The sequence below is a fragment of the Flavobacterium sp. ACN6 genome (genome assembly GCF_002304005.1).
In the GTDB taxonomy this organism is placed as follows: Bacteria; Bacteroidota; Bacteroidia; order Flavobacteriales; family Flavobacteriaceae; genus Flavobacterium.
This window is the reverse complement of sequence record NZ_MRCQ01000011.1, coordinates 152511-178823: the sequence shown is the minus strand read 5'-3', so window position 1 is coordinate 178823 and position 26313 is coordinate 152511. Positions and strand designations below refer to the sequence as shown.

19 protein-coding genes are annotated in these 26313 nt (G+C 33.7%); 11 read left to right on the top strand and 8 right to left on the bottom strand.

Annotated elements, in window-relative coordinates:
- Positions 1–703 precede the first annotated feature (703 nt).
- Together BSF42_RS16980 and BSF42_RS16975 are read right to left on the bottom strand one after the other, a co-directional pair.
- Positions 704–2188 carry a glycosyl hydrolase gene (locus BSF42_RS16980; protein ID WP_095954282.1) on the bottom strand — a complete coding sequence of 495 codons (1485 nt, stop codon included), beginning with the start codon at positions 2186–2188 and terminating at the stop codon, positions 704–706.
- A gap of 194 nt (positions 2189–2382) precedes the next feature.
- A complete protein-coding gene (locus BSF42_RS16975; RefSeq protein WP_095954281.1) occupies positions 2383–3255 on the bottom strand; it encodes a lysophospholipid acyltransferase family protein in 873 nt (290 codons plus the stop codon).
- Positions 3256–3366: 111 nt separating this feature from the next.
- Between BSF42_RS16975 and BSF42_RS16970 the strand changes: the two genes are divergently transcribed.
- From BSF42_RS16970 to BSF42_RS16935, 8 genes are all read left to right on the top strand, one after another.
- The gene (locus BSF42_RS16970) at positions 3367–4005 is read left to right on the top strand and encodes a rhomboid family intramembrane serine protease (protein ID WP_095954280.1); all 639 of its coding nucleotides are present in this window, start codon (positions 3367–3369) and stop codon (positions 4003–4005) included.
- Between the two features lie 52 nt (positions 4006–4057).
- Entirely contained in the window at positions 4058–4747 is a 690-nt protein-coding gene (locus BSF42_RS16965; RefSeq protein ID WP_095954279.1) for an SIMPL domain-containing protein, read from the top strand.
- A 123-nt stretch (positions 4748–4870) separates the two neighbouring features.
- On the top strand, positions 4871–5440 hold the full coding sequence (locus BSF42_RS16960; protein ID WP_095954278.1) for a Crp/Fnr family transcriptional regulator: 570 nt from the start codon (positions 4871–4873) through the stop codon (positions 5438–5440).
- Between the two features lie 83 nt (positions 5441–5523).
- Complete coding sequence (locus tag BSF42_RS16955; RefSeq protein ID WP_095954277.1) at positions 5524–5913, top strand: RidA family protein; 390 nt, start codon at positions 5524–5526, stop codon at positions 5911–5913.
- A 146-nt stretch (positions 5914–6059) separates the two neighbouring features.
- A complete protein-coding gene (locus BSF42_RS16950; RefSeq protein WP_095954276.1) occupies positions 6060–9776 on the top strand; it encodes a two-component regulator propeller domain-containing protein in 3717 nt (1238 codons plus the stop codon).
- Positions 9777–9953: 177 nt separating this feature from the next.
- The gene (locus BSF42_RS16945; protein WP_095954275.1) at positions 9954–12923 is read left to right on the top strand and encodes a TonB-dependent receptor; all 2970 of its coding nucleotides are present in this window, start codon (positions 9954–9956) and stop codon (positions 12921–12923) included.
- A 15-nt stretch (positions 12924–12938) separates the two neighbouring features.
- Positions 12939–14681: a RagB/SusD family nutrient uptake outer membrane protein gene (locus tag BSF42_RS16940; protein WP_095954274.1), complete on the top strand. Its 1743-nt coding sequence runs from the start codon at positions 12939–12941 to the stop codon at positions 14679–14681.
- Between the two features lie 243 nt (positions 14682–14924).
- Positions 14925–16718: an alkaline phosphatase gene (locus BSF42_RS16935; RefSeq protein WP_095954273.1), complete on the top strand. Its 1794-nt coding sequence runs from the start codon at positions 14925–14927 to the stop codon at positions 16716–16718.
- 77 nt (positions 16719–16795) lie between these two features.
- Here BSF42_RS16935 and BSF42_RS16930 read toward each other — a convergent pair whose 3' ends face one another.
- Both BSF42_RS16930 and BSF42_RS16925 read right to left on the bottom strand, forming a co-directional pair.
- Entirely contained in the window at positions 16796–17962 is a 1167-nt protein-coding gene (locus tag BSF42_RS16930; protein WP_095954272.1) for an iron-containing alcohol dehydrogenase, read from the bottom strand.
- A 69-nt stretch (positions 17963–18031) separates the two neighbouring features.
- Positions 18032–18910, bottom strand: a complete 879-nt coding sequence (locus BSF42_RS16925) for a helix-turn-helix domain-containing protein (protein ID WP_095954271.1) — start codon at positions 18908–18910, stop codon at positions 18032–18034.
- Positions 18911–19083: 173 nt separating this feature from the next.
- Between BSF42_RS16925 and BSF42_RS16920 the strand changes: the two genes are divergently transcribed.
- Positions 19084–20202 carry an aldo/keto reductase gene (locus BSF42_RS16920; protein ID WP_095954270.1) on the top strand — a complete coding sequence of 373 codons (1119 nt, stop codon included), beginning with the start codon at positions 19084–19086 and terminating at the stop codon, positions 20200–20202.
- 124 nt (positions 20203–20326) lie between these two features.
- Here the strand turns inward: BSF42_RS16920 and BSF42_RS16915 are convergent, their stop codons facing one another.
- Genes BSF42_RS16915 through BSF42_RS16905 form a run of 3 tightly spaced genes read right to left on the bottom strand, consistent with a single transcriptional unit; the run spans position 20327 to position 22597 of the window.
- Positions 20327–20803 (bottom strand): hypothetical protein, encoded by a 477-nt coding sequence (locus BSF42_RS16915; RefSeq protein ID WP_253251096.1) that lies wholly within the window; start codon positions 20801–20803, stop codon positions 20327–20329.
- A gap of 34 nt (positions 20804–20837) precedes the next feature.
- Positions 20838–21257 carry a Dabb family protein gene (locus tag BSF42_RS16910; RefSeq protein ID WP_095954269.1) on the bottom strand — a complete coding sequence of 140 codons (420 nt, stop codon included), beginning with the start codon at positions 21255–21257 and terminating at the stop codon, positions 20838–20840.
- Positions 21258–21268: 11 nt separating this feature from the next.
- On the bottom strand, positions 21269–22597 hold the full coding sequence (locus tag BSF42_RS16905) for a hypothetical protein (protein WP_095954268.1): 1329 nt from the start codon (positions 22595–22597) through the stop codon (positions 21269–21271).
- 262 nt (positions 22598–22859) lie between these two features.
- On the opposite strand from BSF42_RS16905, the gene BSF42_RS16900 reads away from it, so the two are divergent.
- Both BSF42_RS16900 and BSF42_RS16895 read left to right on the top strand, forming a co-directional pair.
- Entirely contained in the window at positions 22860–23549 is a 690-nt protein-coding gene (locus BSF42_RS16900; protein ID WP_095954267.1) for a response regulator transcription factor, read from the top strand.
- Entirely contained in the window at positions 23546–24907 is a 1362-nt protein-coding gene (locus BSF42_RS16895) for a HAMP domain-containing sensor histidine kinase (protein WP_095954266.1), read from the top strand. The genes BSF42_RS16900 and BSF42_RS16895 overlap by 4 nt, the downstream gene beginning before the upstream one ends.
- 44 nt (positions 24908–24951) lie before the next feature.
- Here the strand turns inward: BSF42_RS16895 and BSF42_RS16890 are convergent, their stop codons facing one another.
- Complete coding sequence (locus tag BSF42_RS16890; protein WP_095954265.1) at positions 24952–26076, bottom strand: hypothetical protein; 1125 nt, start codon at positions 26074–26076, stop codon at positions 24952–24954.
- Positions 26077–26313 lie beyond the last annotated feature (237 nt).

The window sequence follows — 26313 nt, the reverse complement described above, 5'->3', positions numbered from 1 at the left end:
TAGAAAAAAAATTGCCAGCCTCATTTACACGTTCCGTAGGAACGTTTGATATTCAGATTGTTAAAAAATGATGTGAATCAAACGTTCCTAAGGAACGAAAAATACGCTAACATTATAATTTTCTACCAATGAAATGTTCCGATGGAACAAAATATTTAGACTACTAGAAAAGATGTCTCCATTTTTGAGACTTTATTTGTTTTTTATGAAAGCCTGAAATTAGCTCTGTAGTTTTTCGCGTTAAGTTATCATTCCGTTGGAATGTTTTATCGGTAGAAAAAAAATTGCCAGCCGTATTTACACGTTCCGTAGGAACGTTTGATATTCAGGTTGTTAAAAAATGATGTGAATCAAACGTTCCTACGGAACGAAAAATAGGATAACGTTATAATTTTCTACCGATGAAATGTTCCGATGGAACAAAATATGAAGATTATTAAATGCGATGTCTCCATTTTGAGATTGTATTTATTTTTTATGAAAGCCCGAAATTAGCTCTTTAGTTTTTCACGTGAAGTTATCATTCCATAGGAATGTTTCATCGGTAGAAAAAAAATTGCCAGCCTCATTTACACGTTCCGTAGGAACGTTTGATATTCAGATTGTTAAAAAATGATGTGAATCAAACGTTTCTACGGAACATAAAATAGGATAACGTTATAATTTTGTACCAATGAAATGTTCCGATGGAACAAAATAGCTGTTAGTTTTTAATAATCTTAACCGATTTTTTTTCCTTTCCATAAACAGCATTTACCACATAAACCCCTTTTGGTAATTTATCGCCAATTTTAATATCTTGATTGGTAAAATAAGAATCAGAAGAAAAAATGATGTTTCCATTCATGTCTATAATTTTCAATTTTACAGATTCTGTTTCAGTTGATTTGATATGAAGAATCGATTGACTTTTTACTGGATTTGGATACACTGTAAAACTATCTTTTTCAAGTTCCGATTCTCCAACACCGAGATTAGCAACCGCAACATCAATATAGTTGAAATTAAAATCGTTTGACTTGAATTTAATTTTCAAGTACACTTCGCCTTTTGGCAATGCAACAGCATTTACAATTTTATCAGCAAAAGTTTGATAACCGCCAGTGGCTGGAAATGTCTCGTCTGTTTTTACCACAACATCATTTACTAGTATATCAAACTTACCAGCATTAGTGTAAGAAGCCACTCTGAAAGTCAAATTATAAGTTCCAGCATCTGGAACATGCAGCATAAATTCGTTCCAGTCTCCCTCTTCAATAAAGCAAACATTTTGTCCTGTATTAGAATCTGTAGTAGCTTGTAAGCCAGTTCCTTTTCTTCTGTAATGTTTATTTGCCACGATACGAGCCGGAACCGTTATTTTTTTTGTGGTGTAGGGTACATTGATATATTCAGTTCCGATAGGTCTTAGAATACCGCTTTCTGGTGCCAATAATGGATTTTCGGCCATGTCTTTCCACGCAGAATTTACTCTTCCAGAAAACCAAGAATAGCGAAATATATCAGGATCATTTTCAAAGCTGGTCAAAATTTGCTTCATGAATGCCGTTTTATCTGCAGCCGACTGAATTACTCTATTTGAAAACTCAGTAATCCAAAGCGGGCGGTTAAATTTCTTTAAAAGTCCCGTAACTCCAATTACAGATCCAGCAGTGGCATCATAGGTATGAAAAGCGATATAATCGACTTTGCAGTTGGGACATAATTGAAAGAACTGGTTGTGCCAAACCACAGGGTCAGAAATGCCTCCGTAATTTTCAGGTCCGTTATAAGCTGGCGAGGCGCTGACAATTTCCAGATTTTTTGCTGCGGCTATTTTTTCAATATTTACCCAGGCATTAACCGCTTCTTGAGGCGTTAATCTGGCGCCGTCGTTAAAGTTTGGTTCATTAAAAGCGAGAAGATATTTTGCTCCAGGTTTTATTTTATTGATGAAATCCTGAACCTGCACATCGCTGATTTTTCCCCATGCCATTGGGACAAATTCAACTCCGAGTGATGCATAATTGGCATTTAAAGCGGCGTCAGGTTCTGGAGACCAGTTATACCACCAAGAAAGGCCGGGCTTTATTGCCAGCATATCTGCCTCCGAATGATATCCATAAGCGATACCTCGTTTTGGACTCTGTGCAAAGATACAGCAATGTAGAAACAGTACTAAAACTGTAAAATGTAATTTTGTGATCATGGTTAATGATTTTGCGGTTTTTTACGATAAGTAGAGAACTTCAAATTTATATCGTTTCCCTTTTTTATCAGTCTAAAAAAATCATTACAAAAACACATCAAAAGCCCTTCCGAAGGTTGTTTTAGCGTTTTCAAGTCACTATTTAAAAAGAAAATCCGAAAAACAAATACTGCTTTTCGGATTTTTTTGGATTGTTATTTAACGCGGTGTTTCCATCTTTTGTGTGTCCATAAATAGAATTCTGGAGTTTCAAGAATCTGTTTTTCGACTTCGTTTAAATATCTCTCTGTTATTTCAAAATCATTAAATTCTTTCGGATTATCAGCAATAGGAAGAAAAGTCGCTTCATAATATCCTCTTGCCACTTTTTTAACCTTTACCATTATAACACTCAAGTCGTATTTTTTGGCCAGCATTTCGGCTCCAGTATGCACGGGAACTTCAATACCTAAAAATTTCATTGAATGAAAAATGCGGTCCAATTTAGGCGACTGGTCACTTGCTAAACCATACATGCTTAAAATTCCGTCGCGCTGATTTTGGGCCATTGTGGGAATTGCTTTTCTGGTTTCAATCATTTCTGTATTGTATTTTGAACGAATGTTTCGAATCAATTTATCAAAATAAGGATTGGCAAGTTTTTTATAAACTGCAATTCCTTTAAAACCAATTTTTGGGTTAATGGTCAAAAGCCACTCATAACTTGCATAATGTGAAGCCACAAGAATTACACTTTTTCCTTTTTTAGCATAATCCAAAACCAGATCAATATTCGTTACATGAAATCTCTTTTCCATTTCTTCTGGAGAAATACTCATAGTTTTAATCATTTCTAAAAACATATCGCACATATGTTTGTAGAATTTCTTTTCTATTTGTTTCCTCTCAGCATCACTTAAATGAGGTAAAGTAAGCGCCAGATTCTCGCGCACTACTTTTTTGCGATATCCTATTACTCTGTATACTAGAAAATATACGAAATCTGAGAATAAGTAAAATAATCGAAAAGGTAATATAGAGATCAGCCAAAGTAATGGGAAGGCTAAAATATAAACGAGAAACTGCATGGAATTTTTTTTACAAATATAAATTAAAAATGATTAATGATTGATATTTTGCTTTCTGCCGAACTTATGTTTTAGAATCTGTATATTTACAATTCACAATAATTATATTTTATGAATATCATTTTAGTAGGGATTATCGTTGCCAACGTTGTTATTAGTTACAAAGGTTTTAATGATCTTTCTTTTTTTAGAAAGTATGAGTTTCATGTAGGAAGTATTCGTTCCGGAGAACAAATTAGAATGTTATCTTCTGGTTTTCTGCATGTAGATATGATGCATTTAATATTTAATATGCTGACGCTTTACTTTTTTGCACCAGTTGTTATAGGCTGGCTTCATGCTTTTTCTTTTATTCTTATTTATTTTGGAAGTTTGATTTTTGGAAATCTCCTCACCATGTTATTTCATAAAAACGATTATAGTTATCGCGCTGTTGGAGCTTCTGGAGCTGTAACCGGCGTTTTATATTCAGCAATATTACTGCAGCCTGACATGATGCTCGGAATATTTTTTATAATTCCGATGCCCGCATATATTTTCGGAATTTTATATTTATTGTATTCTATTTACGGAATGCGCGCCAAAAATGATAATATTGGACACACAGCACACTTTGGAGGTGCTATAGGCGGTTATTTGATTACTTTGATAAAACAGCCGTCTTTATTTACAGATCAAACTTATATGGTAATCCTGCTTGCGATTCCGATTTTGATACTTTTTGTAATGGCAAAATTGGGAAAAATATAATGCTGGCATAACTTTTGAAAAGTGTTTTATCAAATATTAAAATATAACAAAAATGAAAAAACTAGTATTATTTTTAACAATCATGTTTATGACTATGTCTTACGGCCAGGAAATCAAACAAATACCTCTAATTAATGTTAATGGAGAAGGAAAAGTAAAAGTAGCACCTGATCAGGTTTGTATTTCAGCTTCTGTTGAAACAAAGGGGAATAATGCTAAAGACGTTAAAAAACAAAACGACGAAAAGATGGATGCGGTTCTAAAATTCATCAAAAAAATGAATATTCCAACGGCAGATTTCAAAACAAAACAAGTTGCCCTTAATCCGCAGTACGATTATGAGAAAAAGAAAACTTCTTATAATGCTGTACAGACTGTAGAAATTATTGTAAAAGATTTATCTAAATATGATGAATTGATGGAAGGTTTAGTACAACAAGGAATTAATCGTATCGACAAAGTTTCTTTTGAATCATCTAAATTAACACAGTATCAATCTGAAGCTAGAAAATTAGCAATGAAAGATGCAAAAGTGAAAGCTGAGGAATACGTATCTGTTTTAGGACAAAAAGTAGGTAAAGCATTTACAATCTCAGACAATTCTCAAGTTTACCACCCACAGCCAGTTTATGCTGCTATGCGTATGAAAGAGGCAGATTCTATGGGAGCTTCAAATGAAACTTTAGCAATTGGAGAAATTGAAATTACGGCTAATGTTAGTGTGAGTTTTGTTTTAGACTAAACGATATAAATTTTCAAATTTTTAAAATCCAAATTCCAATTTAACTTGGGATTTGGATTTTTTATTTTACGTAGATTTTTCGTTGAACTAATTAATATTTAAATTTACTTTTAAAACCACTTTATGATTAATCCTGCGGAATTTTTAAGAACACATATTGAGAAAGTAGTTTCTTTGACAGATGAAGAAGCTGCGTTTATTACTTCTCATTTTAAATTAAAAACTTTCGAGAAAGGTCAATTTATTATCGAGGAAGGAAATGATGTAACAGAAGTATATTTTGTAGTGTTTGGACTTATCAAATTGGTTTATGAAGATAAAGATGCTAAGAAACACATAGTTTCTTTTGCGATGGAAGATTGGTGGGAAACCGATTTTCAGGCTTTTTATACAAAAGGGAAAGCATCATTATCGTTAGAATGTATTGAAGATACTATGCTTTACAGTCTTTCGCTGGAAAACTTTGAAAAACTGTGTAATGAATTACAGAAAATGGAGCGGTTTTTTCTTCGAAAATCTATTGCAGGGCATATTGGATCGCAAACTAGAATATTATCATTCCTGACTTCAAATGCACGCGAACGATACGAACAGTTACTGCTTAAAAATCCTTCGTTATTGCAGCGCGTTCCTAAATCCTCTTTGGCTTCTTATTTAGGAGTTTCGCGCGAGACGCTGAGCCGTCTATTTTGATAATTTAAAATTGTGATGTTTGTCACGCTGCAGAAAATACGGATTTACTGATTTTTGCATCTATAATTTTTAAAATATAAAAGATGGAAAAACGAGTAATAAATCCTTGGAAATGGCAGGATGCAAGAAACTATGTTCAAGCGGTAGAAGTGTGTAATGTAAAAGGAACTTTGTATGTTTCTGGACAGACCGCTATTGATGAAAATGGCATTTCAAGTGATGCAGATATGCGCAGTCAGCTGTTTAAGACAATTGAAAATCTGGAAAAAGTAATTTTTGATGCCGGTTATGAATTAAAGAATATCGTGCGACTTAATGTTTACACAACAGATAGTGTCGCGTTATTTGAAAATTTCGATATTTTCCAGACTTGGATTCAGAAAAATGAAATAAAACAATCCAGTACAGTTCTAGAGGTAAAAAGTCTTTTTGAAACCTTAAAAATTGAACTTGAAGCTACAGTTGTAAAGTAATCTCTTTTAAAAGTAGTTTTTTCTGCAGCAAATTTATGTTCATTTCTTAAACTATTCTTTGTTTGCGCTGCTCACTTTTAACTTAACATAGAATTTATATTTAGGTGACCTTGCGATTGTATACTTGTAAGTTTAAAATACAAACAATGGCAAGGTCACTATTATTACTATTTTCTTTTTTTACTATTTTCTCCTTTGGACAACAGATAAAATTTGAAAGTTTTACTGCAAATCACGGTTTATCTAACAATTCGGTTGCTGATATAGAGAGCGACAAAGACGGAGGTTTATGGATCGCGACTTGGGATGGTTTAAATTATTTTGATGGATATAATTTTAAAATTTATAAAAACAATTTAAATGATCTTAAAACCATTTCCAGTAATTATATTACCAAATTAAGAAAAGATGCCGAAGGACAAATCTGGCTTATTACGAAAGAAGGAAATATAAACAGCTATCTGGGAAATGATGAATTTAAAGAGTTTAAGTTTAAAAGTCTTCCAAAAGATATTCACTTATCTCAAAAAGGAAATATTGTAGTAGAAACCAGCACAGCGTTCTATGAATTTAAAAATAAATCCTTTGTAGAAATACCTCAAAATAAAGTAAAAAGAAAAGATTTTAATACTCTCAAAAATATTCTGCTGAAAAAATATCCTAAACTTATTATCAATGATATTTTAAAAGATAAATTAGGAAATATATGGTTTGCAACTCGAGAAAATGGACTCTACATTCTAAGTAATGATTCTGATGAGAATAATATAGAACATATTACGGCTGATATTTATGCATCGTATTCTTTTAAAAGCAATGAAATCGAAACACTCCACGAAGATGATTTTGGCAATATTTGGTTAGGGCAGAAAGACGGAGGTTTGAGTATGGCCTACACAGGCTCTCAGGAAATCAACTCGACTATGCCCCATCCTGTAAAAGAGCCTTTTCTGCCTGCGGAAACTATCAGGGCAGTAACCAAAGACACTAAAGGAAAAATTTGGCTGGGTTATTATACAAGAGGACTTTATCACTATAATGAGAACAGACGTCTTTTTGAAAAGTTTAAAATAGAAAAGGCGGGTCTAGATCCAGATTGGGAGCGAATAAGAACTTTGTTTACGTCAAGCGAGGGCTCGGTTTGGGCTGGTACATATAAAGGAATTTTGCGCATTTCAGGAAATAACGTCACGAGCTACGAGAACAGTAACGCAGACGGAATGAATATAATGAGATGTTACTCTATTTATGAGGATCAAAATAAACAATTATGGATGGGATGCTGGGGCGGACTTGCTAAATTTAATCTTACCGCAGGCAGATTTGAAAAATTTAAGGGACAAGAATTAGTAAAGAAATACCATATTAGATGTGTTAAGAAAAATAATCAGAACCTTATATTGGCAACAGAAAACAATGGAGTAATTGTATTTAATTCTACGACAGGAACTATAAAGAAAATTACCACCAAAGAAGGAATTTTGGGCAATAGTATTTACTCTCTTTTTGTGGACAATGAATCAGATAATTATTGGATTGCTTCTCTGGGAGGTGTAACTGTTTTTAATAAAAAAACGGGCTTGGTAAAAAACATTACGGAGTTGGAAGGTCTTCCAAGTCATATGGTGTACGGAATTATAGACAATGGAAACAAAGTTTGGATTAGCACCACAAAAGGAATTGCTTCTATTGATAAAAAAACATACGCGGTTACTTCTTATAATCCGAATAACGGATGGCAGGCACCAGAATTTTCGGAAGGAGCTTATTTTCAGGATTCGAAAGGAAATTTGTTTTTTGGAGGAGTAGCGGGACTTAATTATTTTAATCCAAATACGATTTATTCGAATGGGGCAAAAGCAAAAATAAAATTGAAAGTAGATGGCAGCACAGCTTATGCAGCAGCAATTGAAAAAAGTTTTTCCCACAATGAATTAGAAATAGAATTGATTCCGATTCTGTTTCCTAAGAAAAAAACAGATGTTTATTATAAATTGGAGGGAAAAGATGAAAAATGGATCCTTGCAGTTCCGGGCAGTAAAATAAAATATACCCATTTATCTTCTGGCGATTACCGTTTTTTAATCAAACAGGGAAGAGACGGAATTCCAGAACCTGTGTTTTTTACCCTGAATGTTGGCAAAGCTTTTTACGAATCAATATCGTTTTATATGCTTTTATCGGGCTGTATTCTACTTTTCTGTATAATAGTCGTTTATGTAAAAAACAAAGCAGCTCAAACACAGCAAAAATATCTGGAAGAATTGGTAACGGCTCGTACCGCTGTAATTGAAAATCAGAAAAAAAATCTTGAAGATATTAATGTAGAACTGGATCAGAAAAATAAAAAAATAGAAGAACAGAAAGAAAAACTTTTAATTCTTCACAGCGATTTAAAAAACGAAAATTTTGAGATCGAAAAGTTTAAAACTTTTATGCTGGCCGAATTTCAAAAACCAATCTCAGAAATAATTAAAGTTTCCAGTTCCTTTAAAAAAGATACAGAAATACATCGGGAACTATTGCTGAAAACGAGTAAATTGGTAAATCTTATTTCGGAGTGGAATTATTTGGAACACGTTAAAGATCTTGGTCCCGTAAAAAAGACAGCGGCTAATTTGTTTCCTGTTTTAAAAAATAATGTAGAAAAATTAAAAAAGAATCTGCAGCTCAATCAGGTAAATTTAAATTGTGAAATTGACAATACAAATTGTTTTGCAATGATCGATATATTACGATTAAAGCTGTCCATGCAGTACTTTTTTAATGACATTTGCAAATATTCGGATAAAGATAGTACATTGAATATCGCCATTAGCTGCGAAAATAATTTGATACAAATTAAAGTCGATTCGGATAGTATTATCTTAAAAAACAACTGGTACAACATTTCTCATTACAGTCCTTATTTTACAGCTTTACAAATTTTATTACAAGATTTAAAGGCAGAGTTAATTCCGTCTTCAGAAAGACATTTTCAAGCAGTTTTGAATATTCCGATAGAATTTGTTGATCCAGATGTCAATTTTAAAGAAACAATTTCTTGGAAAAATTTTAATTATGAAAATCAATTTTCTGAAGGTAAAAAATGTCTTTTAGTTTTTGGTGATCCATATAACAATCCAGCTGCAAATCAGGTTTTGGAAAGCGAAAATTATAACATAATCTATGAAAGTTCGATTTCTAATTTAAACGCAGTAATAAAACAGATTGATATTGCTGCTTTGGTTTTCTATCAGGCATCATTTTCAAAAGAGCTGCTTAACTTTTTACAGTTAAACAAAGAAAATTCGAATATAAAAATACCACTGATTTATATTTCCGAAGATATCAATTACGAACTGGACGAGCAATTATTAGAAATAGGTATAGATACCCATATTAAACTTCCTGCCAGCGTTTCTTTTGTCCGAAAAAAGATCGACAGTTTAATTCATCAAAATGTTGAACCTTTAAGAGAACATAAAATCCAGCAGAAAATATTTGAAATTCTGACCGAAGATAATGAACATGTTACAGCAAATGAAAAACTTCTAAAAAGAGCATTAGAAATAATAAAAGAACAATTGCAGAATCCTTTATTTAATGTAGAAATGCTGGGTGAAGAATTGGGAATCTCTAGAGTAAAATGCTATCGCGTGTTTAAAGAAACTTTAAATCAATCTCCTTCAGATATATTAATGTCGCTTCGATTACAAAAAGCTGAAGTCTTATTAAAAACCAAAAGATTAAATATTTCTGAAATAAGTTTTGAATGCGGCTACAATGATCCAAAGTATTTTGGACGTTCTTTTAAGAAGTATTTCGGAAAAACACCAAAGGAATATAAAGAATCTAAGGAATTAAAAGAGCAGACAGTTTAGAATTCCTGTTAGCCCTGTATTTACGCAAAGTTAGCCTAATGTTAATGAGCAATAAAGCCCCTTTTTTGCGTTAATTATATCCTAAATTGAATTAAAAGTCCTCTTTTGAAAAACAAAAATCCTCCTTTTGGCAGGATCCATAAAATACTTTTGGCAAAACATAAAAAAGTATTTTAAATGAAAAAAATTTATGCATTGTTAATTCTTGCCCTAGGATGTATGTCATATACCCATGCGCAAGTTTCAGTATCAGGAATCGTGGTTTCTGATGTTGAGAAAGTACCTGTACCAGGAGTATCTGTGTATATAAAGGGAGAACCAAAAGGAGCTGTAACTACAGATTTTGATGGTAACTTTAAGATTAAAGCACAGCAAAACAATGGTGTTTTGGTTTTTTCTTATGTAGGATTTCAAACAAAAGAAGTTTCATTCTCAGGCGGTGCAAAATTAAACGTTTCGCTTGTTGAAGAAGTAAGCACTTTAAATGAAGTTGTAGTGGTTGGTTACGGTTCTCAAAAAAGATCTGATGTAACTGGAGCTATCGGTTCTGTAAAAAGTGAAAATTTTAACAAAGGGGTAGTCGCAAATGCAGGACAATTGATTCAAGGTAAAGTTGCCGGGGTTAACGTTGTTGCAGCAAGTGGTGAGCCAGGTGCAAATCAAGATATCATTATACGTGGTGTTGGAAGTTTACGTTCTGGAACAACGCCGCTTTATGTAGTAGACGGATTTGCATTAGATAATTCTAATACTGGTGTTGCTTCAAATCCGCTAAACTTTATCAATCCTCAGGATATCGAAAGTATTGAAGTACTTAAAGATGCATCGGCTTCTGCGATCTACGGGTCAAGAGCTGCAAACGGGGTAATTGTAATTACTACTAAAAAAGGATCAAAAGGTCAGACTAAAATTAATCTTAATGTAACTACTGGATTTTCATCTTTAGCAAATAAAGTGGATGTTTTTGGTGCAGATGAATTTAGAAGACAAGTTGCTGCTGTAAACGGAAATTTACAAGACGGTGGAGCAAATACAGACTGGCAGGATGAATTAACGAGAACTGGTGTTTCTCAAAACGTTAATTTCTCTATGAGCGGCGGAACAGAAAAATCAACTTATGCTGCATCTGTTGGTGTAGATAATCAAGAAGGTATTTTGAGAAATAGTGATTTAAAACGTTATTCTGGACGTTTAAACTTAACTCAAAAAGCATTGGATGATAAGTTTAATGTTGCTTTTAATATGACAGCAACTAAACTTGAAAATTCAAGACCAGACGCTAGAACTGTTGTAGGGAATATGTTGACAATGAATCCTACTGATGCGGTTTATGTGAACGGACAGCCAAATGTTAATTTAAGTAATGATATTCTAAATCCGTTAATTAGCGAGCAAAACTACTCTGATATTACAAATAACAATCGTATTCTGGCGAATATCGCACCGTCTTACGAATTCATAAAAGGATTAACGTATAAATTTAATCTTGGTGTAGATTATTCTATGTCTGAAAGAGACATCCAAGTTTTGCCATACTCATCGGCAACTAATACGACTTTGGGTTCTTTGAACAATATTATGACTACCAATAATAATATTTTATACGAAAACACATTAACGTATAACTTTAGTGCAAAAGCTCACAATTTTACGGTTTTAGCAGGTCAGTCTTACCAAAAAATTCAAGTAAACCAAAAAAGTTACAATTTATCTGGATTCCCTGATAATGGTGTGGAACCAAAAAATCAAATTGAGACAGCAAGCGAACGTACAACACAATCTTCATCTGCTGTAGAAAATGAGCTTCAGTCTTTCTTCGGAAGATTAAATTATGCTTACGATAATAAATATTTGTTAACAGCAACAATGCGTGCTGACGGTTCTTCTAAATTCGGTAAAAACAATAGATACGGATATTTTCCATCTGTAGCATTAGGTTGGAATATTACTAAAGAAGATTTTTTAGCTGAATCTGAAACATTGAATAATCTTAAATTAAGAGCAAGCTGGGGACAAACAGGTTCTCAGGAGATTCCTTCTAAAATTACAAAAGCAAGTTATACAGAAAGTAATACAGGAAACGATACGTATCCGTTAGATCCATCTGCTACAGACTTGAGCGGTTATCCTTACGGTTCAATCTACACACGTTTGGCGAATCCAAATATTCAATGGGAGGTTTCTACTCAAACAAACATTGGTTTAGATTTTAGTTTATTCAATAATAGATTATCAGGTACTCTTGATTATTTCAACAAAGTTTCGGAAAATATTTTATTAGAAGTAGCACCAGTAGATCCTATTCAGCCTACATCAAAATATTGGACAAATATTCCAAACATGCAGATTAAAAACAATGGTATTGAGGTGGCTTTAGATTACAGCAGTGATAAAAGCAAAGATTTCTCATACAGCATTGGTGGAAATGTGTCTTTCACAGACAATAAAGTAGAAAACTCTCCTTATAAAATATTAACAACAGGAGGCGCACAGGGAGGCGGACAATCTGGAGCAACGATCAACGGAGTTCTTAATGGACAGCCTATTGGTTCTTTTTATATGCTTCAATTTACAGGAATTGGTGCTGATGGTTTGAACCAATTTGCAGATACAAATGGAGATGGAAGTATCCTTGACGATGACCGTATCGTTGCTGGAAGTGCATTACCAGATTATATCTACGCTTTTTACTTGAATTTAAGATATAAAAACTTTGATTTTGGTGCGAATTTTAATGGTGCAGGGGGTAATAAAATTTACAACCACGTAGCAATGACTTCATTTAACAGAGGAAATTTAGCAAACTCTTTTAATACTACAGACAGAGCTTCACAATATTTAAATGAATCATCTACCAATTCAAATACAGTTTCCACAAGATATTTAGAAGACGGAAGTTTCTTAAGATTAAATAATGCAACACTGGGATATAATTTAAGCCCAAAATTAATCGGACTTGATAATGTAATGGATAACATTCGTCTGTCGATTACGGGACAAAACTTATTTGTAATCACAAAATATAGTGGTTACGATCCTGAAATTAACACTGGAACTTCAGTTGGCGACATTCAGTCTTTTGGAATTGACTATTTCAGTTACCCAAGAAGCAGAACCATTGTATTTGGCTTAAACGCAGCATTTTAATCAAAAATAAAAAACATGAAAAATAAAATAATAGTAGCAGCTCTTGCATTCAGTTTGTTCTTTACCTGGAGCTGTACTGACTTAGAAGAAAAGGTACTTGACGAATCTTTAGATGGTGCCGGACAAGCAGATGCAATCAGCGGAGCAATTGCTCCAGCATACGGACAATTAAAAGCAACATGGATTCATACCAATAATTTTGGTTTGCAGTTAATTGCAAGTGACGAAGGTATTTTACCTTACCGAGGAGGAACAGACTGGTACGATGGAGGTAAATATTTAGCCGTTCACGCACATACTACAACGCCTACAAATGACTTAGTTACCAGCACTTGGAACGAGCTTACTAAAAATATTTCAAGAACATTATCTGCTATTGAAGTGTTGACTCCTCTTGCAGAAGGTGGTAATACAGAAGCACAAGGAGCACTTTATGAAATGAAAGCGCTTAGAGCTTATTTAAACATGCTGACATTAGACAGCTGGGGACTTGTGTTTAAAAAAGAATCATCAGCAAGTACTTCTGAAATCCTTCGCGGACAAGATGCAGTGACTTATATAGAAAACGAACTTCTATCTGTTGCCGATGTTATTAATAATACAAGAGGACCAGGAAGAATGACTCAGGCAGCTGTTTGGGGACTTCTTGCAAAATTAAACCTAAATGCTGCCGTGTATCGTGATCCTTACGGAACGCCTTCCTTTACAACAGCAGATATGGACAAGGTTATTAAATACACAGATAATATTGTTAACTCAGGTAAATTCAGTTTATCACCAGAGTATTTTGACTTATTTGATGATAATAATAATTCAAATAAAGAAGTAATTTTTGCAATGGATCAGCGTGGTGTTTTAAAAGACGAAAATAACCGCTGGGCATATTGGTCAATTCCTGGATCAATGTTTCCAAGACCAGAATCAATTAATGCAGACGGAACGGATGGTCCTGCAATTACATCAGATTTTTATCAAACTTGGGTTGATGCCTACGGTAACGTAGATCCTGCCGATGCCGATTCTAGATTTTATAAAAACAATGCAAAAGTGCCTGAAAATTTAAAAGATCTTACTGGACTTTCACCTTTAAACGATCAGGATCATTATTACTGTGTAAAAGCTGAAGAGTTTGAAATTGACAGAGGAATTATGAGAGGTATTCCATGGGCTGCAAGAAAAGATGCCAACGGAGCATTCTTTAAATGTGATGGCGGCTACAGAATTTATCCAGTGAAACAAATTAAAGGTAACGGACCTGATAAAAATGTTGGTTATGTTGACCTAAAGCTGAAAGTTGATTTTACTAACGAAGGCAGTCTGCACTCTTCTGGATATAGAGTTTCTAAATACCAGTTCAGCCATACTTCACCAGATGGAAATTATTACAGCAGTGTAGATATGGTATTACTAAGATACGCTGAAATTTTGATGATGCGTGCTGAAGCTAAATTGAGAAAAGGAGATAATGCAGGTGCATTAGCTGATATGAATACAGTAAGAACTTCAAGAACGGCACGTGCCCCAATTCCGGCAGCGCTTCCATCAATTAGTTTAGATATTTTATACAGAGAATATGGTTTCGAATTTTACTGGGAAGGTTTAAGAAGAAATACTCAGATTCGTTTCAGCCATTTTGAAGATAAATGGACGGAAAAAACAGATACAGATGTGAATAAAAGATTGTTCCCAATTCCTCAGGTAGCAATTGATGGAGCTTCTAACACTCCAGGATATTTAGTACAGAACAAAGGATATTAAAAAAGTTAGTTTTAGTTTGAGTTGAATTTTACTGCTCATTTTCATTTGATGAGCAGTCTTGTGTTAGTTGTTTAAAACAGGGTAGTTTTAAAATTTTAAAACCCCCTGTTTTTTTTATTTTTTTATGAATTTGTTCTAGTTGTTAGAGTAAATATTTTATTTTTTTATTGCCAAATCAGCCTTTTTTGCCCCAACATAATCGCCGCTGTCTTTTTGTTACCCAATTCATTAATTTATTTCAAAATGAAAAAATCTTTTTTATTCATTAGTCTTTTCTTGTCCTTTTTTGGAGCAGGAAATCAATTGTATTCTCAAAATATATTTAAAATACATTCTCACAATGATTACAACCAAACCATTCCGTTTTGGGATGCTTACTCAAATGGAGCTTCCTCTATAGAAGCTGACATTTTTTTGAGAGATAATAATTTATATGTTGCTCACGATCAGCAAAATATTACTGATTCCAGAACAATAGAATCTTTGTATTTAAAGCCTTTAGAAACGGCTTTAAATATGAAATATAAAAAAGAACAGCAATTATTTTTGTTGATAGACATTAAAACAGATGCCGAACCAACGCTTAATAAACTTATTTCTATTTTAAAAAAGTATAAAACCATAACTGAAAATCAAAATATTAAAATCATTATATCTGGAAACAGGCCAAATTCTGACACCTATTCAAAATATCCTGATTTTATTAATTTTGATTTTCAGGAATTAGGAAAAACTATTTCAAAAGAGAATTGGGAAAAAGTAGCCACGGTAAGCGTAGATTTTAAAAATTATTCCAAATGGAATGGTTTAGGCAGATTAACCGAAGACGATTATGAGCGAGTAAGTTCTATTATTTCTAAAGCAAAAGCCAGCAATAAACCATTTCGTTTTTGGGGAGCTCCAGATACAAAAAGCGCTTGGAAAGCATTTTCAGAATTAGGTGTAGATATTATCAATACAGACAAACCTTATAACTGTGTTCACTATCTAGAAACCCTGCCAAACAGACTTGTAACAGCCAGCAATTTTTCAAAAGTTTATACTCCAACTTATAAAACAGACCAAAAAGATCTTCCCGTAAAAAATGTAATTCTTTTAATTGGAGATGGAAATGGATTATCGCAGATTTCGTCGGCTGTTTTGGCTAACAGCGGTGCATTATCAGTAACACAATTAAAAAGTATTGGTTTTATAAAAACACAATCTGCAGACGACTTTACAACAGATTCTGCTGCTGCAGGAACAGCATTGGCAACAGGTCAAAAAACAAATAATAGAGCGATTGGAACAGACAGTTTAAGAAAACCTATTCCTAATATTTTGGAAATTTTACAAAGCAGAAAATTTTCTACAGGTGTCATCACTACAGATGAAATTACCGGCGCAACACCGGCTTCTTTTTATGCACATCGAGAGGAAAGATCTGATACAGAAGGAATTTCTAAAGATTTATTAAGCAGTAAATTAAATTTATTTGTTGGCGGAGGCGGAGCCACGTTTAAAAATACAGCATTAGATTCTAAATTTAAATTATTGCCGTCTGTAAAAGATATGCAGACAGTAAATCAAGATGCTGTTGGCGTTTTTATTTCTCAAAGCAGAGTGCCGTCTGTTTTAGAAGGCAGAGGAGAAGTATTAGCAGAAGCAACAAAATACAGTCTTGAATTTTTAAACAAAAAAAACAACTCCTTTTTTCTAATGGTTGAAGGTGCGCAGATTGACAGTTTCGGACATGTTAATAATGCTGCCGGAATAGTTGCAGAAACTATAGATTTTGATACAGCGATTACCCAAGCTCTTATGTTTGCTGATAAAAACGAAGGGACATTAGTTATTGTTACGGCAGATCATGAAACATCGGGATTTGCGATTCCGCAAGGAAACGTGAAAAAGCACAAAATCGAAGGAGATTTTATAACAAATGACCATACTGCAACGATGGTGCCTATATTTTCTTATGGACCTCACTCACAGGATTTCCAAGGAGTATATGAAAACAATGAAGTATTCAATAAAATACTTTCATTATTAAAATAAAAAGGAATTTTTAAAAAAAATAAACCAGACAAATAGAAATAAATGTCTGGTTTATTATAGTATTTCTGTTGACAGAATTAATTCAATACAACTTCATTAGTGTAAACTACACCTTCGTAACATGCATTATAAATATCTTTCAATTCTTCAACGGTTGTTACACGCGGATTGAAACCTGTACATGGATCAATGAATGCATTGTTAGCAATATAATCCAAGTTTTTGTCCCAGTCTTCTTTTGAAATTCCGAATTCTTTTATAGAAGAAATATTATTTACTCTTTTTCTCAATCCTTCAATCGCCTGCGCTAATTCTTCTGCAGTCTGCAATCCGATTACTTTTGCTAAAGATGGAAATTTAGAAGTAGCTGTACTGTTGTAACGAATTACGTTAGGAAGGAAAATTGCATTTGCACATCCGTGTGGAATACCATATAAAGCACCAACTTGATGAGAAAGCGAATGAACAATTCCTAACCATGCATTATTAAAAGCCAAACCTCCCATAAAAGAAGCATCGTGCATGTTTTGGCGTGCAGTGATATTAGAAGGATTTTTTACAGCTTCTTCAAGGTTATCAAAAACAATTTCCAATCCGCCTTTTGATAAAACATCAGCAAAATTGTCGTCAATATTCGAAACATAAGCTTCAACACAGTGCGTTAAAGCATCTAATCCCGTATTTGAAGTAACGTGGGCCGGCATCGAAGCGCAGATTTCACCATCGATTATAGCAATATCCGGAGTCAATTCATACGATACAATAGGATATTTGACACCTTTATCACGATCTGTAATTACTGCTAAACCAGTTGTTTCAGTTCCTGTTCCGCTTGTAGAAGGAATTGCAATAAATTTAGCTTTATTTCTAAGGACCGGTACGCTGAAAGGTTTAATAAGAGAATCGAATTCCGTTTCAGGATGTTCGTAGAAAATCCACATTGTTTTTGCCGCATCAATAGCCGAGCAGCCGCCAATACCTACAATCCAATCTGGTTGAAATTCGCGCATCGCTTCGGCTCCTTTAAAACTTGTAGCAGATGACGGATCTTCTTCAACACCATCAAAAACAAAAGTTTCCATTCCTGCTTCATTTAAAAAAGCTACAGCTTTATCAAGAGTACCGCTTTTTTTCATAGAGCTTCCACCAGTTACGACAAAAGCTTTTTTACCTTTTATATTTTTTAATTCTTCAAGACTTCCTGGACCGTGGAAAACCTCTCCTGCAACAAATAATTTGCTCATCTTTAATAGTATTTAATTATTGAGGCAAAATTACTTCGACAGAAAGCGGTGAATGTTATACAAATAGGACTATGCGGTATAAATTTGCGCCAATTCCTGCTGCAGTTCGGTAGGGGTTTCTTTGAGTTTTGCCCTCACAAATTTATTAAGTGCCGACGGAGAGCTGAATCCCAGATCAAATGCAATTTCTTTATGAGACAAATCAGAAAACAATAATTGGCGTTTGATTTCTGTCAGGATGCGGTTATGAATCGCATTTATAGCTGTTTCACCACAATGTTTTTTGGTTATTTCGTTAAGCTTTTTAGGAGTTATCGAAAGCTTTGAAGCATAATATTGTACAGTGCGTTCGCTTCTGTATTGCTCATTCAATAGTTTTTTGAAACCAATATAAATGTGCTGATTTGTTTTTTGATGCAATACAGGATGCTGCCCGTGAATAGATTCGATCAGGCCCAATAAAAATACTTTGATATAAAAACGGGCCTGTTCTTTTTTGACAAGACTTGGTTTATTATAGATATTCTGAATATTTTCTACAAGTGTAAGCGCTTGCTCAAATTCGGGATTTGCAAGTGCTGTACAATTCAAATTCGCAGAAAGATTTACATTGTATGGACTTAATTCATTCTTTAAAATATCAGAACAAAATAACACTTCTTCAAATAAAATTATTTTACCCGTTAAGTCATCACTGAAATTAGTAATACAGCAAACTTGATCTGGAAAGACGATGGAAATTTTGCCTGTTTTTAGAAAATGAATTTTGTCTTCGATTTGCATATCAACTTTTCCAGTTTCGACAATGATAATAAAGAAGTGATCATTTTTACGAGGCTGCAGATAGTTTTCTATATGTTCTTTGTTTAAATCAAAAACACGAAAAGATAAATTTTTGTCTTCTGCTTTTTCAATAATTTTCTTAATCTCTAACCTTTTTATATTCATTTTAAAAAATTCTATTTGCGCAAATTTACGGAAAGTATTTTTGGTACTACAGAATTTTAAAAAGCTGCAACCGTGAAATCCTATATAAAAGAAATAGGATTATGGTCTATAAATGCTTAAATTCAAGCTGTTAATAATGTAATTATGAATGGTAATCTTATACTATAAAAAAAATGGATAGACGGAAATTTGTAACTCAGTCAACATTGGCGGTAACTGCGGCAGCTTTTTGTGTGTCTTTACCGTCATTCGGAAATTTTTTAAATACAACTGTTATGAAAGAAAGTGATATTAAAAACAAACGTTACCGTCCATTAAGTGTTTCAGGATTAGGCGGTGTAGCAGCAGGAAACGGATTTCATGAGAATCCAGATAATAGTGTAACTGCAGCGCTTGAAGCAGCGTGGGACAGCAGTGTACGCTACTTTGATACTTCACCGTGGTATGGATTGGGATTAAGTGAGCGCCGTTTTGGACATTTCCTTAGAAACAAAAAACGCGAAGAATATACCCTTTCTACAAAAGTGGGACGTTTGCTTACTCCAGACAAAGATTTTAAACTTGAAAAAGGTTTATGGAAAGGAAAACTTAATTTTTCTTACCGTTACGATTATTCCGCAGCCGGAACCAGACGAAGCATCGAAGACAGTTTACAGCGCTTAGGAGTTCCTTATTTGGATATTGTTTACATACATGATCTTTCTCCAGATAATCAGGACATGAAAGAAAACTGGCTCAAATATTTTGATGAAGCCATGAAAGGCGCAATTCCTGAACTAACCAAAATGCGTGAAGAAGGAATTATAAAAGCCTGGGGTTTTGGTGTAAATACTTTGGAACCAGCCTTAAAAGCAATCGAACAGGCAGATCCTGATATTTTTCTTTCTGCAACACAATATTCGCTGATCAAACATGAAGAAGCATTAAATAAGTTATTTCCAGTCTGCGAAAAAAGAGATATTTCTATAGTGGTTGGTGCGCCTTTAAATGCGGGATTTTTAGCAGGTGTGGAGCGATACGACTATTCGGGAACTTTTCCTGACGGTGTAATTGAAAAGAGAAATAAACTAATTACAGTTTCTAAAAAACACGGCGTTGATCTTCGTACGGCAGCGCTTCAGTTTTGTGCAGCGCCAAAAGTGGTTTCAGGAGTTATTCCTGGTGCGTGGAATCCCGAACAGGTTAATGCTAATGCTGCCTCTTTTAAAGCTTCAATTCCTAAAGCATTTTGGGACGAGCTTAAAAGCGAAAAACTTATTGCAGAAAATGCTCCGATTCCTAGTGATAAATAAAAATTGGGTTTTAGAAAATATCCTAAAAATTTTGAATCAAAGTTTCACATTGGAACTATCTCAAATAGAAAAATGTGCTTGATTATCAAGCACATTTTTTATATATAAATTAATTTAAAAAAAATTAGTCTTTTGATTCAGGTTCAAAAAGATCATCTGAATTTTCAGTGATAGGAATATACAAACGTTCCCAAACGTCATTGTCTACTTTATCCCAGCTGTGACCTTTACCTTTAAGATCCTCTGCCACTAAAACTACTCCAGGTTCAATGATAAAAGTACTGCCGTCTGATACCTTAAATTTGATTTTACCTTTAACCGTTATTACAAATTGTTTTCTTGGCGCGGGATGTGCATTTTTTTCCCAATCTTCGGTTTTATTGCTATACCAGAACGAAGCCGTATTCATGTGCTTTAACGATGGTATAGTACCTTTTTCAAAAGAACAGGTTCCGTCAGGATTATTGTAAAGACGGTAAGCTGGAATATCAGAAGCTTCTTCCAGAGATTTCACTTTAAGTTTTTTATTTTCTTGTGCATTATTGCTGTTTACTGACATAAGAGCCAAAATTAGGATGAAACCTTTTAATAGATTTTTCATTTTGATAGTAATTTTAAAGATAATAATTATTTTTTTATTGATTATAAACTGAATCGTGAACCATCATTTTATTAAAAAACGGTTTGTATTTTGCAACCAGCGCAAGATGTCCGTCAAGCTTTCCGTAGGTTTCTAAATCTTCCAGAGAATCAAATTCCATAGAAGCGTTGTAGCTAAAAGAATTGTCCATAACAGGTCTTGGCGTAGAGTTTGCCGGTCTGCCATATCGTACATTTTTTACGTAAGGCAGTTTTTTAAGTCCTTCGAAAAAGTTTTTAAATTCTTCTACCTGAGTTTCTGTCAATTCTGGTTTAAGCCAAAATAGGAGGTAATGGAAATAAACGGTTTTAGGCTGTTTTTCTGTTTCTTTTATAGTGTTTGCCAGCACATTTTCTCCAGTAAGAGCCAGTGCTCCCGCGCTCGCTGATGCCATAATAAAATTTCTTCTTTTCATACTATTATTTTTTAATTAAAGTCGATTCTATATTTCAAAACAAACTGCCATTTTCTGTCTGATACATCGGCTTGACCGGAGTTATTTAAGGCATAAATAGGTCGGTTTTGAGCGTCAACGGTAAGTCTTGAAGACATTCCGTTCATTAGTAAGGATACACCAGCATCATAAGTCAATGCTTTGTCATGAAGTCCGTCAAGATCAGATAACATTACACTCGCAGCGGGCTGTAATTGCAGATTGTTTTTGTCTTTGTTGAAGTAGGGAAGAGTCCCGCCAATTTGTACATAATACGTATTACCAGTTCCAATAACAGGCGAATTATTACCGGCACCATTCAAACTGCTATCGGCTGGATTTACACCGCTTGCAGGATTACTCACACCAGAATAACGCACATAGTTAGGACCATAATTATTGTTCATCGCCATGGCATAAGCACTAAACGATGTACCGCGTTCTTTGTTTATCGGTGTATCGTAGAAAAGGTCGATAGCAAAGCTTTTTTCATCATCATTAATAGTAGTTTTCGCTTCGTCTAAATGCCACAATGCATTGTGCATATATTCAAATCCTGCTCCTAATGCAAGCACTTTCTTTTTACCGCTGTACGTTCCAGAATGGAAGGGTGAAGAGTTATTTTCAGATTCAAAGAATTCGTATTTAAAGTATCCTGAATAATCTTTGTTTGGATGTGTTTTACTAAACGTTGCCAAGTTATACTGCGGATCTGCGCTCACATTTGTATACGGATCTGCAATGACCAAACGGTAATCGAATTGGCCAATTTGTCCTTTTGCATAAATGCTTAATTGTCTTACTGTTTCATCAGATATTCCCGCATTTCCAGTTGCATAAGAAGGTAAATCGTATAATAAAGTGTTCAAAGGGCCTGTAGTAAATCTTGATAAACCTCTCCAAGTAGATCGCCCCGCACCGGCAGCAATTATATCATTAAATTTATATTCTGCGTAAGCATCTAAAAGTTCAAATGCTGGAGTAGTTTTAGAAGCGACATTTACGTTAGTCAAACCACCTTGCAATACAAAAGTGAAATTTTCAGTAGGCTGGTACGCCATTTTTACCCTAACTCTTCGCAATGATAAATCGGATATACTATTGACTTGTTCACCATTTACCAAACTTCCCGGATTAAGTTCCAAATAACGCGCCCATATTTCGGTATAACCGCTAAAAGAGATTGAGCGTGTTTTTTCGTCGTTTAAATAATGTGTAAGTGTTGGATTTCCAAAATCGTTCTTTTTTTGGGCACTTACCGTGTTTAGTAAGCCTGTTAGAAGAGAAAAACATATCCCAATTTTTAAATAACCTGTTTTCATGTATCGTTAAAATTTACATTTTGTTTGTAGTGATCACTACTTTGTTTTTGACAGGACAAAGGTAGATTCAGCATGGTCTTTGGGTTATTAGAAAAGTATTAGAAAGGCTTTAGAATGTTATTAGAGAAAGGGTTGTTTTGGATTTAAAGAATTGAAATTCAGTGGTTTTTTGATGGTCTTGTAAATAAGCGACAGATTAGTACCCTTCAGAAACAGAAAATATTGTCGTAATTTTGAGCCAGATTTAAAAGGGACAGATAGAATGAAGATCTTAATAGTGGAAGATAACAGCCGGGTTTCTGCATTACTGAAACGCGGATTAGAAAGTCAGGGGTATCAGGTTTATATTGCAGAAGAAGCAGAAGAAGGATTGATACTTCTGGAAAAAATAGATTTCAATTTGATTATTACAGATATCATGCTGACGGGAATGGACGGAATTACCTTCTGTAAAAAAATCCGCCATTCTGGAAAAAAAATCCCAATTATTATGCTGACGGCACTTGGAACTATCGATGAAAAAATTGAAGGTTTTGATGCCGGTGCCGATGATTATCTAGTAAAACCTTTTGAAATACGTGAACTTTACGCAAGGGTAAAAGCGTTGTTACAGCGCAAGAGCGATACGGTTCACACCTCTGAAGAAAGTTCTCAAATTACCTACAATGATCTGGTGATGGACAAACGCACTAAAGTTATTTATAGACAAGGTGTAGCCATTAATCTTACTCCAAAAGAATTTAATCTTTTGCATTTTATGATGCAGAATCCAGAAAGACTTCTCACGCGTGACGAAATAGCCGATAATGTCTGGGGAAATAATTTTGATACCGGAACGAATTATATTGATGTGTATATCGCGTATCTGCGAAAAAAAATTGACAAAGGTTTTGAACAAAAACTTATTCATACCAAAGTAGGAATGGGATTTATTTTAAGCAGTAAAATATGAAATTAGTAACCAGAACTGCTCTTGCTTACGCTATATTAACTGCTTTTATTCTTTTCGTATTTGCCTACAGCGTCTATTTTGTTTCGGAACAAAACAGGAAAGAGGAATTTTTTGATCGTTTGGATTATAAAATAATCTGGCGTGCCGAGTTTATTTTTGATGCACAAATCAATAAAAATCTGATAAAATTTCTTCATACAAAAAACAAAAAAGTACTGAATGAAGCTGATATAAGTGTTTACGACAGTGACTTTGATCTTTATTTTTCAGACAATATGCCGCCACTTGGCGATAAAAAAATATTGAAGTCTATAAAAAAGCATAAATCAGTAAATTGGGAAGATGATAAATACCAGTATCGCGGTATTTTATATACAGATAATAACAAAGAATATTACATTATAGGAAGGGCAATAGACGTAACAGGCATGAATCATATCAATGCTTTTAAGGAAAATGTACTTTACGTATATTTTATTTCTATTGTATTGATTTTTATAATTGGTTTCGGATTTTCGTATTATACTTTACAGCCTTTAAAAGATATTATATTTCAAATCAGAGATATATCCGAACATAATCTTAATAAGCGAATCGTAGTTCCAAAAGCAAAAGATGAACTTTATGAGCTTACACAAACTTTTAATGAAACCTTTAACCGATTGGAAAAATCGTTTAATAATCACCGAAATTTTGTTACTACAATTTCGCATGAATTCCGCACGCCGCTTTCTATTTTAATTGCAGAAATTGAACTCGGAAAAGAACTTAATCAGACGATTGACGATTATAAAGTTTCCCTAGATAATGCGTTGGAAGAAGCCAATCATGTTTCGCAGCTTTCGACCGCGCTTCTTGATTTTGCACGCGCCAATTATGATATTTCACAAATAACAATGTCGAATATTCGAATTGATGAGGTTTTGGTCGACGCCAAATTAAATCTGCTAAACAAGAAAGATGTAAAATATAAAATTGGCATAAGTTATTCTGATTTAGATGATACCGATGCGAATTTTTATAATTATTTGGGAAATCCCTATTTACTGCAGATTGCTTTTTCGAATATTATGGAAAATGCCTGTAAATATTCTGAGGATCATTCTTGTAATGTTGACATAAAGGCTTCTTCGGAAAAAATCATACTGACTTTTTCAGACAACGGAATTGGTATTCCAGAAGCAGATCTCGAACAGATTTATAATTTGTTTTACAGAGGAAAAAACAAAAATTACGAAAATGGTTACGGTGTAGGATTATCAATTGTGAAGCAGATTATTAGTCTGCATAACGGAATAATTGAAGTGAGTTCAATTGTTGGAAAAGGAACTATTTTTACGATTACATTGCCGCTTTAGCCGAATTAAGCATTTTTGAAGCTCAAAATCATAACTATTTTTTATTAGCCTTCAGTATAAGGTTCATTCCACAATGAATTTGGTTTTAAATACACTTTATTTTTCTGAAAATCCAAAATAGTATTGAATCTTTTTAAAACTTCATTACCTAAAATATGGGTTTTGAACCTGGCAGGATTATTTGAAGAAAGTAATTGTACAGGAACATTGTAAAGACATAATTTTTCGAAAATAAGTTTTTCATTTCTTACCGTAATTACTGGAATTTCTTCACCTTTTCCGTTTTTCAAAATTGTTTTTTTCAGTACAAAAAGATTTTCTCTTGGATATTGCTGTTCCTCTACCATTTGTTTGTCGAGCATTACAGTGCGCTGATAGCCATTGTCGAAAAGGAAACGCCCGTTATAATTTTTGTTTTTTATCTGTAATGTGCCGTTAATACAAAATAAAGTATTGGTAAATTCCATATTCAAACGAATATAGTCTTTGCTTGGTTTTGGCAGTTTAGAATGGACTATAAAGTACTTTTTATCATAATCAATTTCTACAATCTTACCGTCAAATAAATTCCAGCCAAAGCGACCTACAGTTCCATGTCCAGAAACTTCAACAGGATAAATTTCCTGATTTTCCCAAGTTTGGTTTCCCAGCTTAAAAGTGTTATTTCTAAGACTGCTCAGTTTGAGTTCTTTCAGTGCATCATTAGTCAGCAGAAAATCTGAAGTTCCCGAATCAAATTTAAGATCAAGAGTATCTTTTTTATTCAGTGTAACTTTAAAAATAATATTATTGTAATCTGAAAGCACAAACGGAATGGTATCGTGTATTTCTGGTTTTAACTTCGAAAAATCATTCAATTTCGGGCATTCAATTCGGGTGTAACAGCTGTCTTTTTCCTTTAAAAGAACAACAAAATCGACATGTTCTGCAGGTTTTAGTTTAATTGTTATAGAATCTTTATCCGTAAAAAAAGTAACCGTTTTTCCTTCCGGGCTTTTATTGGTCACATATACATCTGGTTTTATTCTCGGATCAATATTCCAGCGTGATTTTTCTTGCTTTCCTTCTTTTATATATGCCGTCGCGGTATCTGCCTTAATTACAATTTTTTTAGTTTGTGCTTGAGAGACTGTAAATGCGGTCAAGATTAGTAATAATGCTGTTTTCATGTTTATTATATTCAGGAATATGAATTGACATTAATTGTGTTTTATTCCAAGTAAAAATAAGTTAAATGTGGAATTTCCAACCAAAAAAGTAAAGAAGAAATGTTTGAACGAGCATAAATTAAAATTTAAAATGAAAAATTAATGATCTTTCGCATCCAAAATTATCAGAATCATTTCACTAGTGCGCAGGATCAAGTTTTTTGTATAAAAGACGAAAAGTATTGATTTTACTGGGAA

Coding starts and splice junctions, on each gene's coding strand:
- BSF42_RS16905 (WP_095954268.1), bottom strand. CDS start 22,597: ATGAAAACAGGTTATTTAAAAATTGGGATATGTTTTTCTCTTCTAACA.
- BSF42_RS16925 (WP_095954271.1), bottom strand. CDS start 18,910: ATGAATATAAAAAGGTTAGAGATTAAGAAAATTATTGAAAAAGCAGAA.
- BSF42_RS16950 (WP_095954276.1), top strand. CDS start 6,060: ATGGCAAGGTCACTATTATTACTATTTTCTTTTTTTACTATTTTCTCC.
- BSF42_RS16975 (WP_095954281.1), bottom strand. CDS start 3,255: ATGCAGTTTCTCGTTTATATTTTAGCCTTCCCATTACTTTGGCTGATC.
- BSF42_RS16900 (WP_095954267.1), top strand. CDS start 22,860: ATGAAGATCTTAATAGTGGAAGATAACAGCCGGGTTTCTGCATTACTG.
- BSF42_RS16955 (WP_095954277.1), top strand. CDS start 5,524: ATGGAAAAACGAGTAATAAATCCTTGGAAATGGCAGGATGCAAGAAAC.
- BSF42_RS16895 (WP_095954266.1), top strand. CDS start 23,546: ATGAAATTAGTAACCAGAACTGCTCTTGCTTACGCTATATTAACTGCT.
- BSF42_RS16935 (WP_095954273.1), top strand. CDS start 14,925: ATGAAAAAATCTTTTTTATTCATTAGTCTTTTCTTGTCCTTTTTTGGA.
- BSF42_RS16910 (WP_095954269.1), bottom strand. CDS start 21,257: ATGAAAAGAAGAAATTTTATTATGGCATCAGCGAGCGCGGGAGCACTG.
- BSF42_RS16915 (WP_253251096.1), bottom strand. CDS start 20,803: ATGAAAAATCTATTAAAAGGTTTCATCCTAATTTTGGCTCTTATGTCA.
- BSF42_RS16970 (WP_095954280.1), top strand. CDS start 3,367: ATGAATATCATTTTAGTAGGGATTATCGTTGCCAACGTTGTTATTAGT.
- BSF42_RS16965 (WP_095954279.1), top strand. CDS start 4,058: ATGAAAAAACTAGTATTATTTTTAACAATCATGTTTATGACTATGTCT.
- BSF42_RS16940 (WP_095954274.1), top strand. CDS start 12,939: ATGAAAAATAAAATAATAGTAGCAGCTCTTGCATTCAGTTTGTTCTTT.
- BSF42_RS16980 (WP_095954282.1), bottom strand. CDS start 2,188: ATGATCACAAAATTACATTTTACAGTTTTAGTACTGTTTCTACATTGC.
- BSF42_RS16930 (WP_095954272.1), bottom strand. CDS start 17,962: ATGAGCAAATTATTTGTTGCAGGAGAGGTTTTCCACGGTCCAGGAAGT.
- BSF42_RS16945 (WP_095954275.1), top strand. CDS start 9,954: ATGAAAAAAATTTATGCATTGTTAATTCTTGCCCTAGGATGTATGTCA.
- BSF42_RS16960 (WP_095954278.1), top strand. CDS start 4,871: ATGATTAATCCTGCGGAATTTTTAAGAACACATATTGAGAAAGTAGTT.
- BSF42_RS16890 (WP_095954265.1), bottom strand. CDS start 26,076: ATGAAAACAGCATTATTACTAATCTTGACCGCATTTACAGTCTCTCAA.
- BSF42_RS16920 (WP_095954270.1), top strand. CDS start 19,084: ATGGATAGACGGAAATTTGTAACTCAGTCAACATTGGCGGTAACTGCG.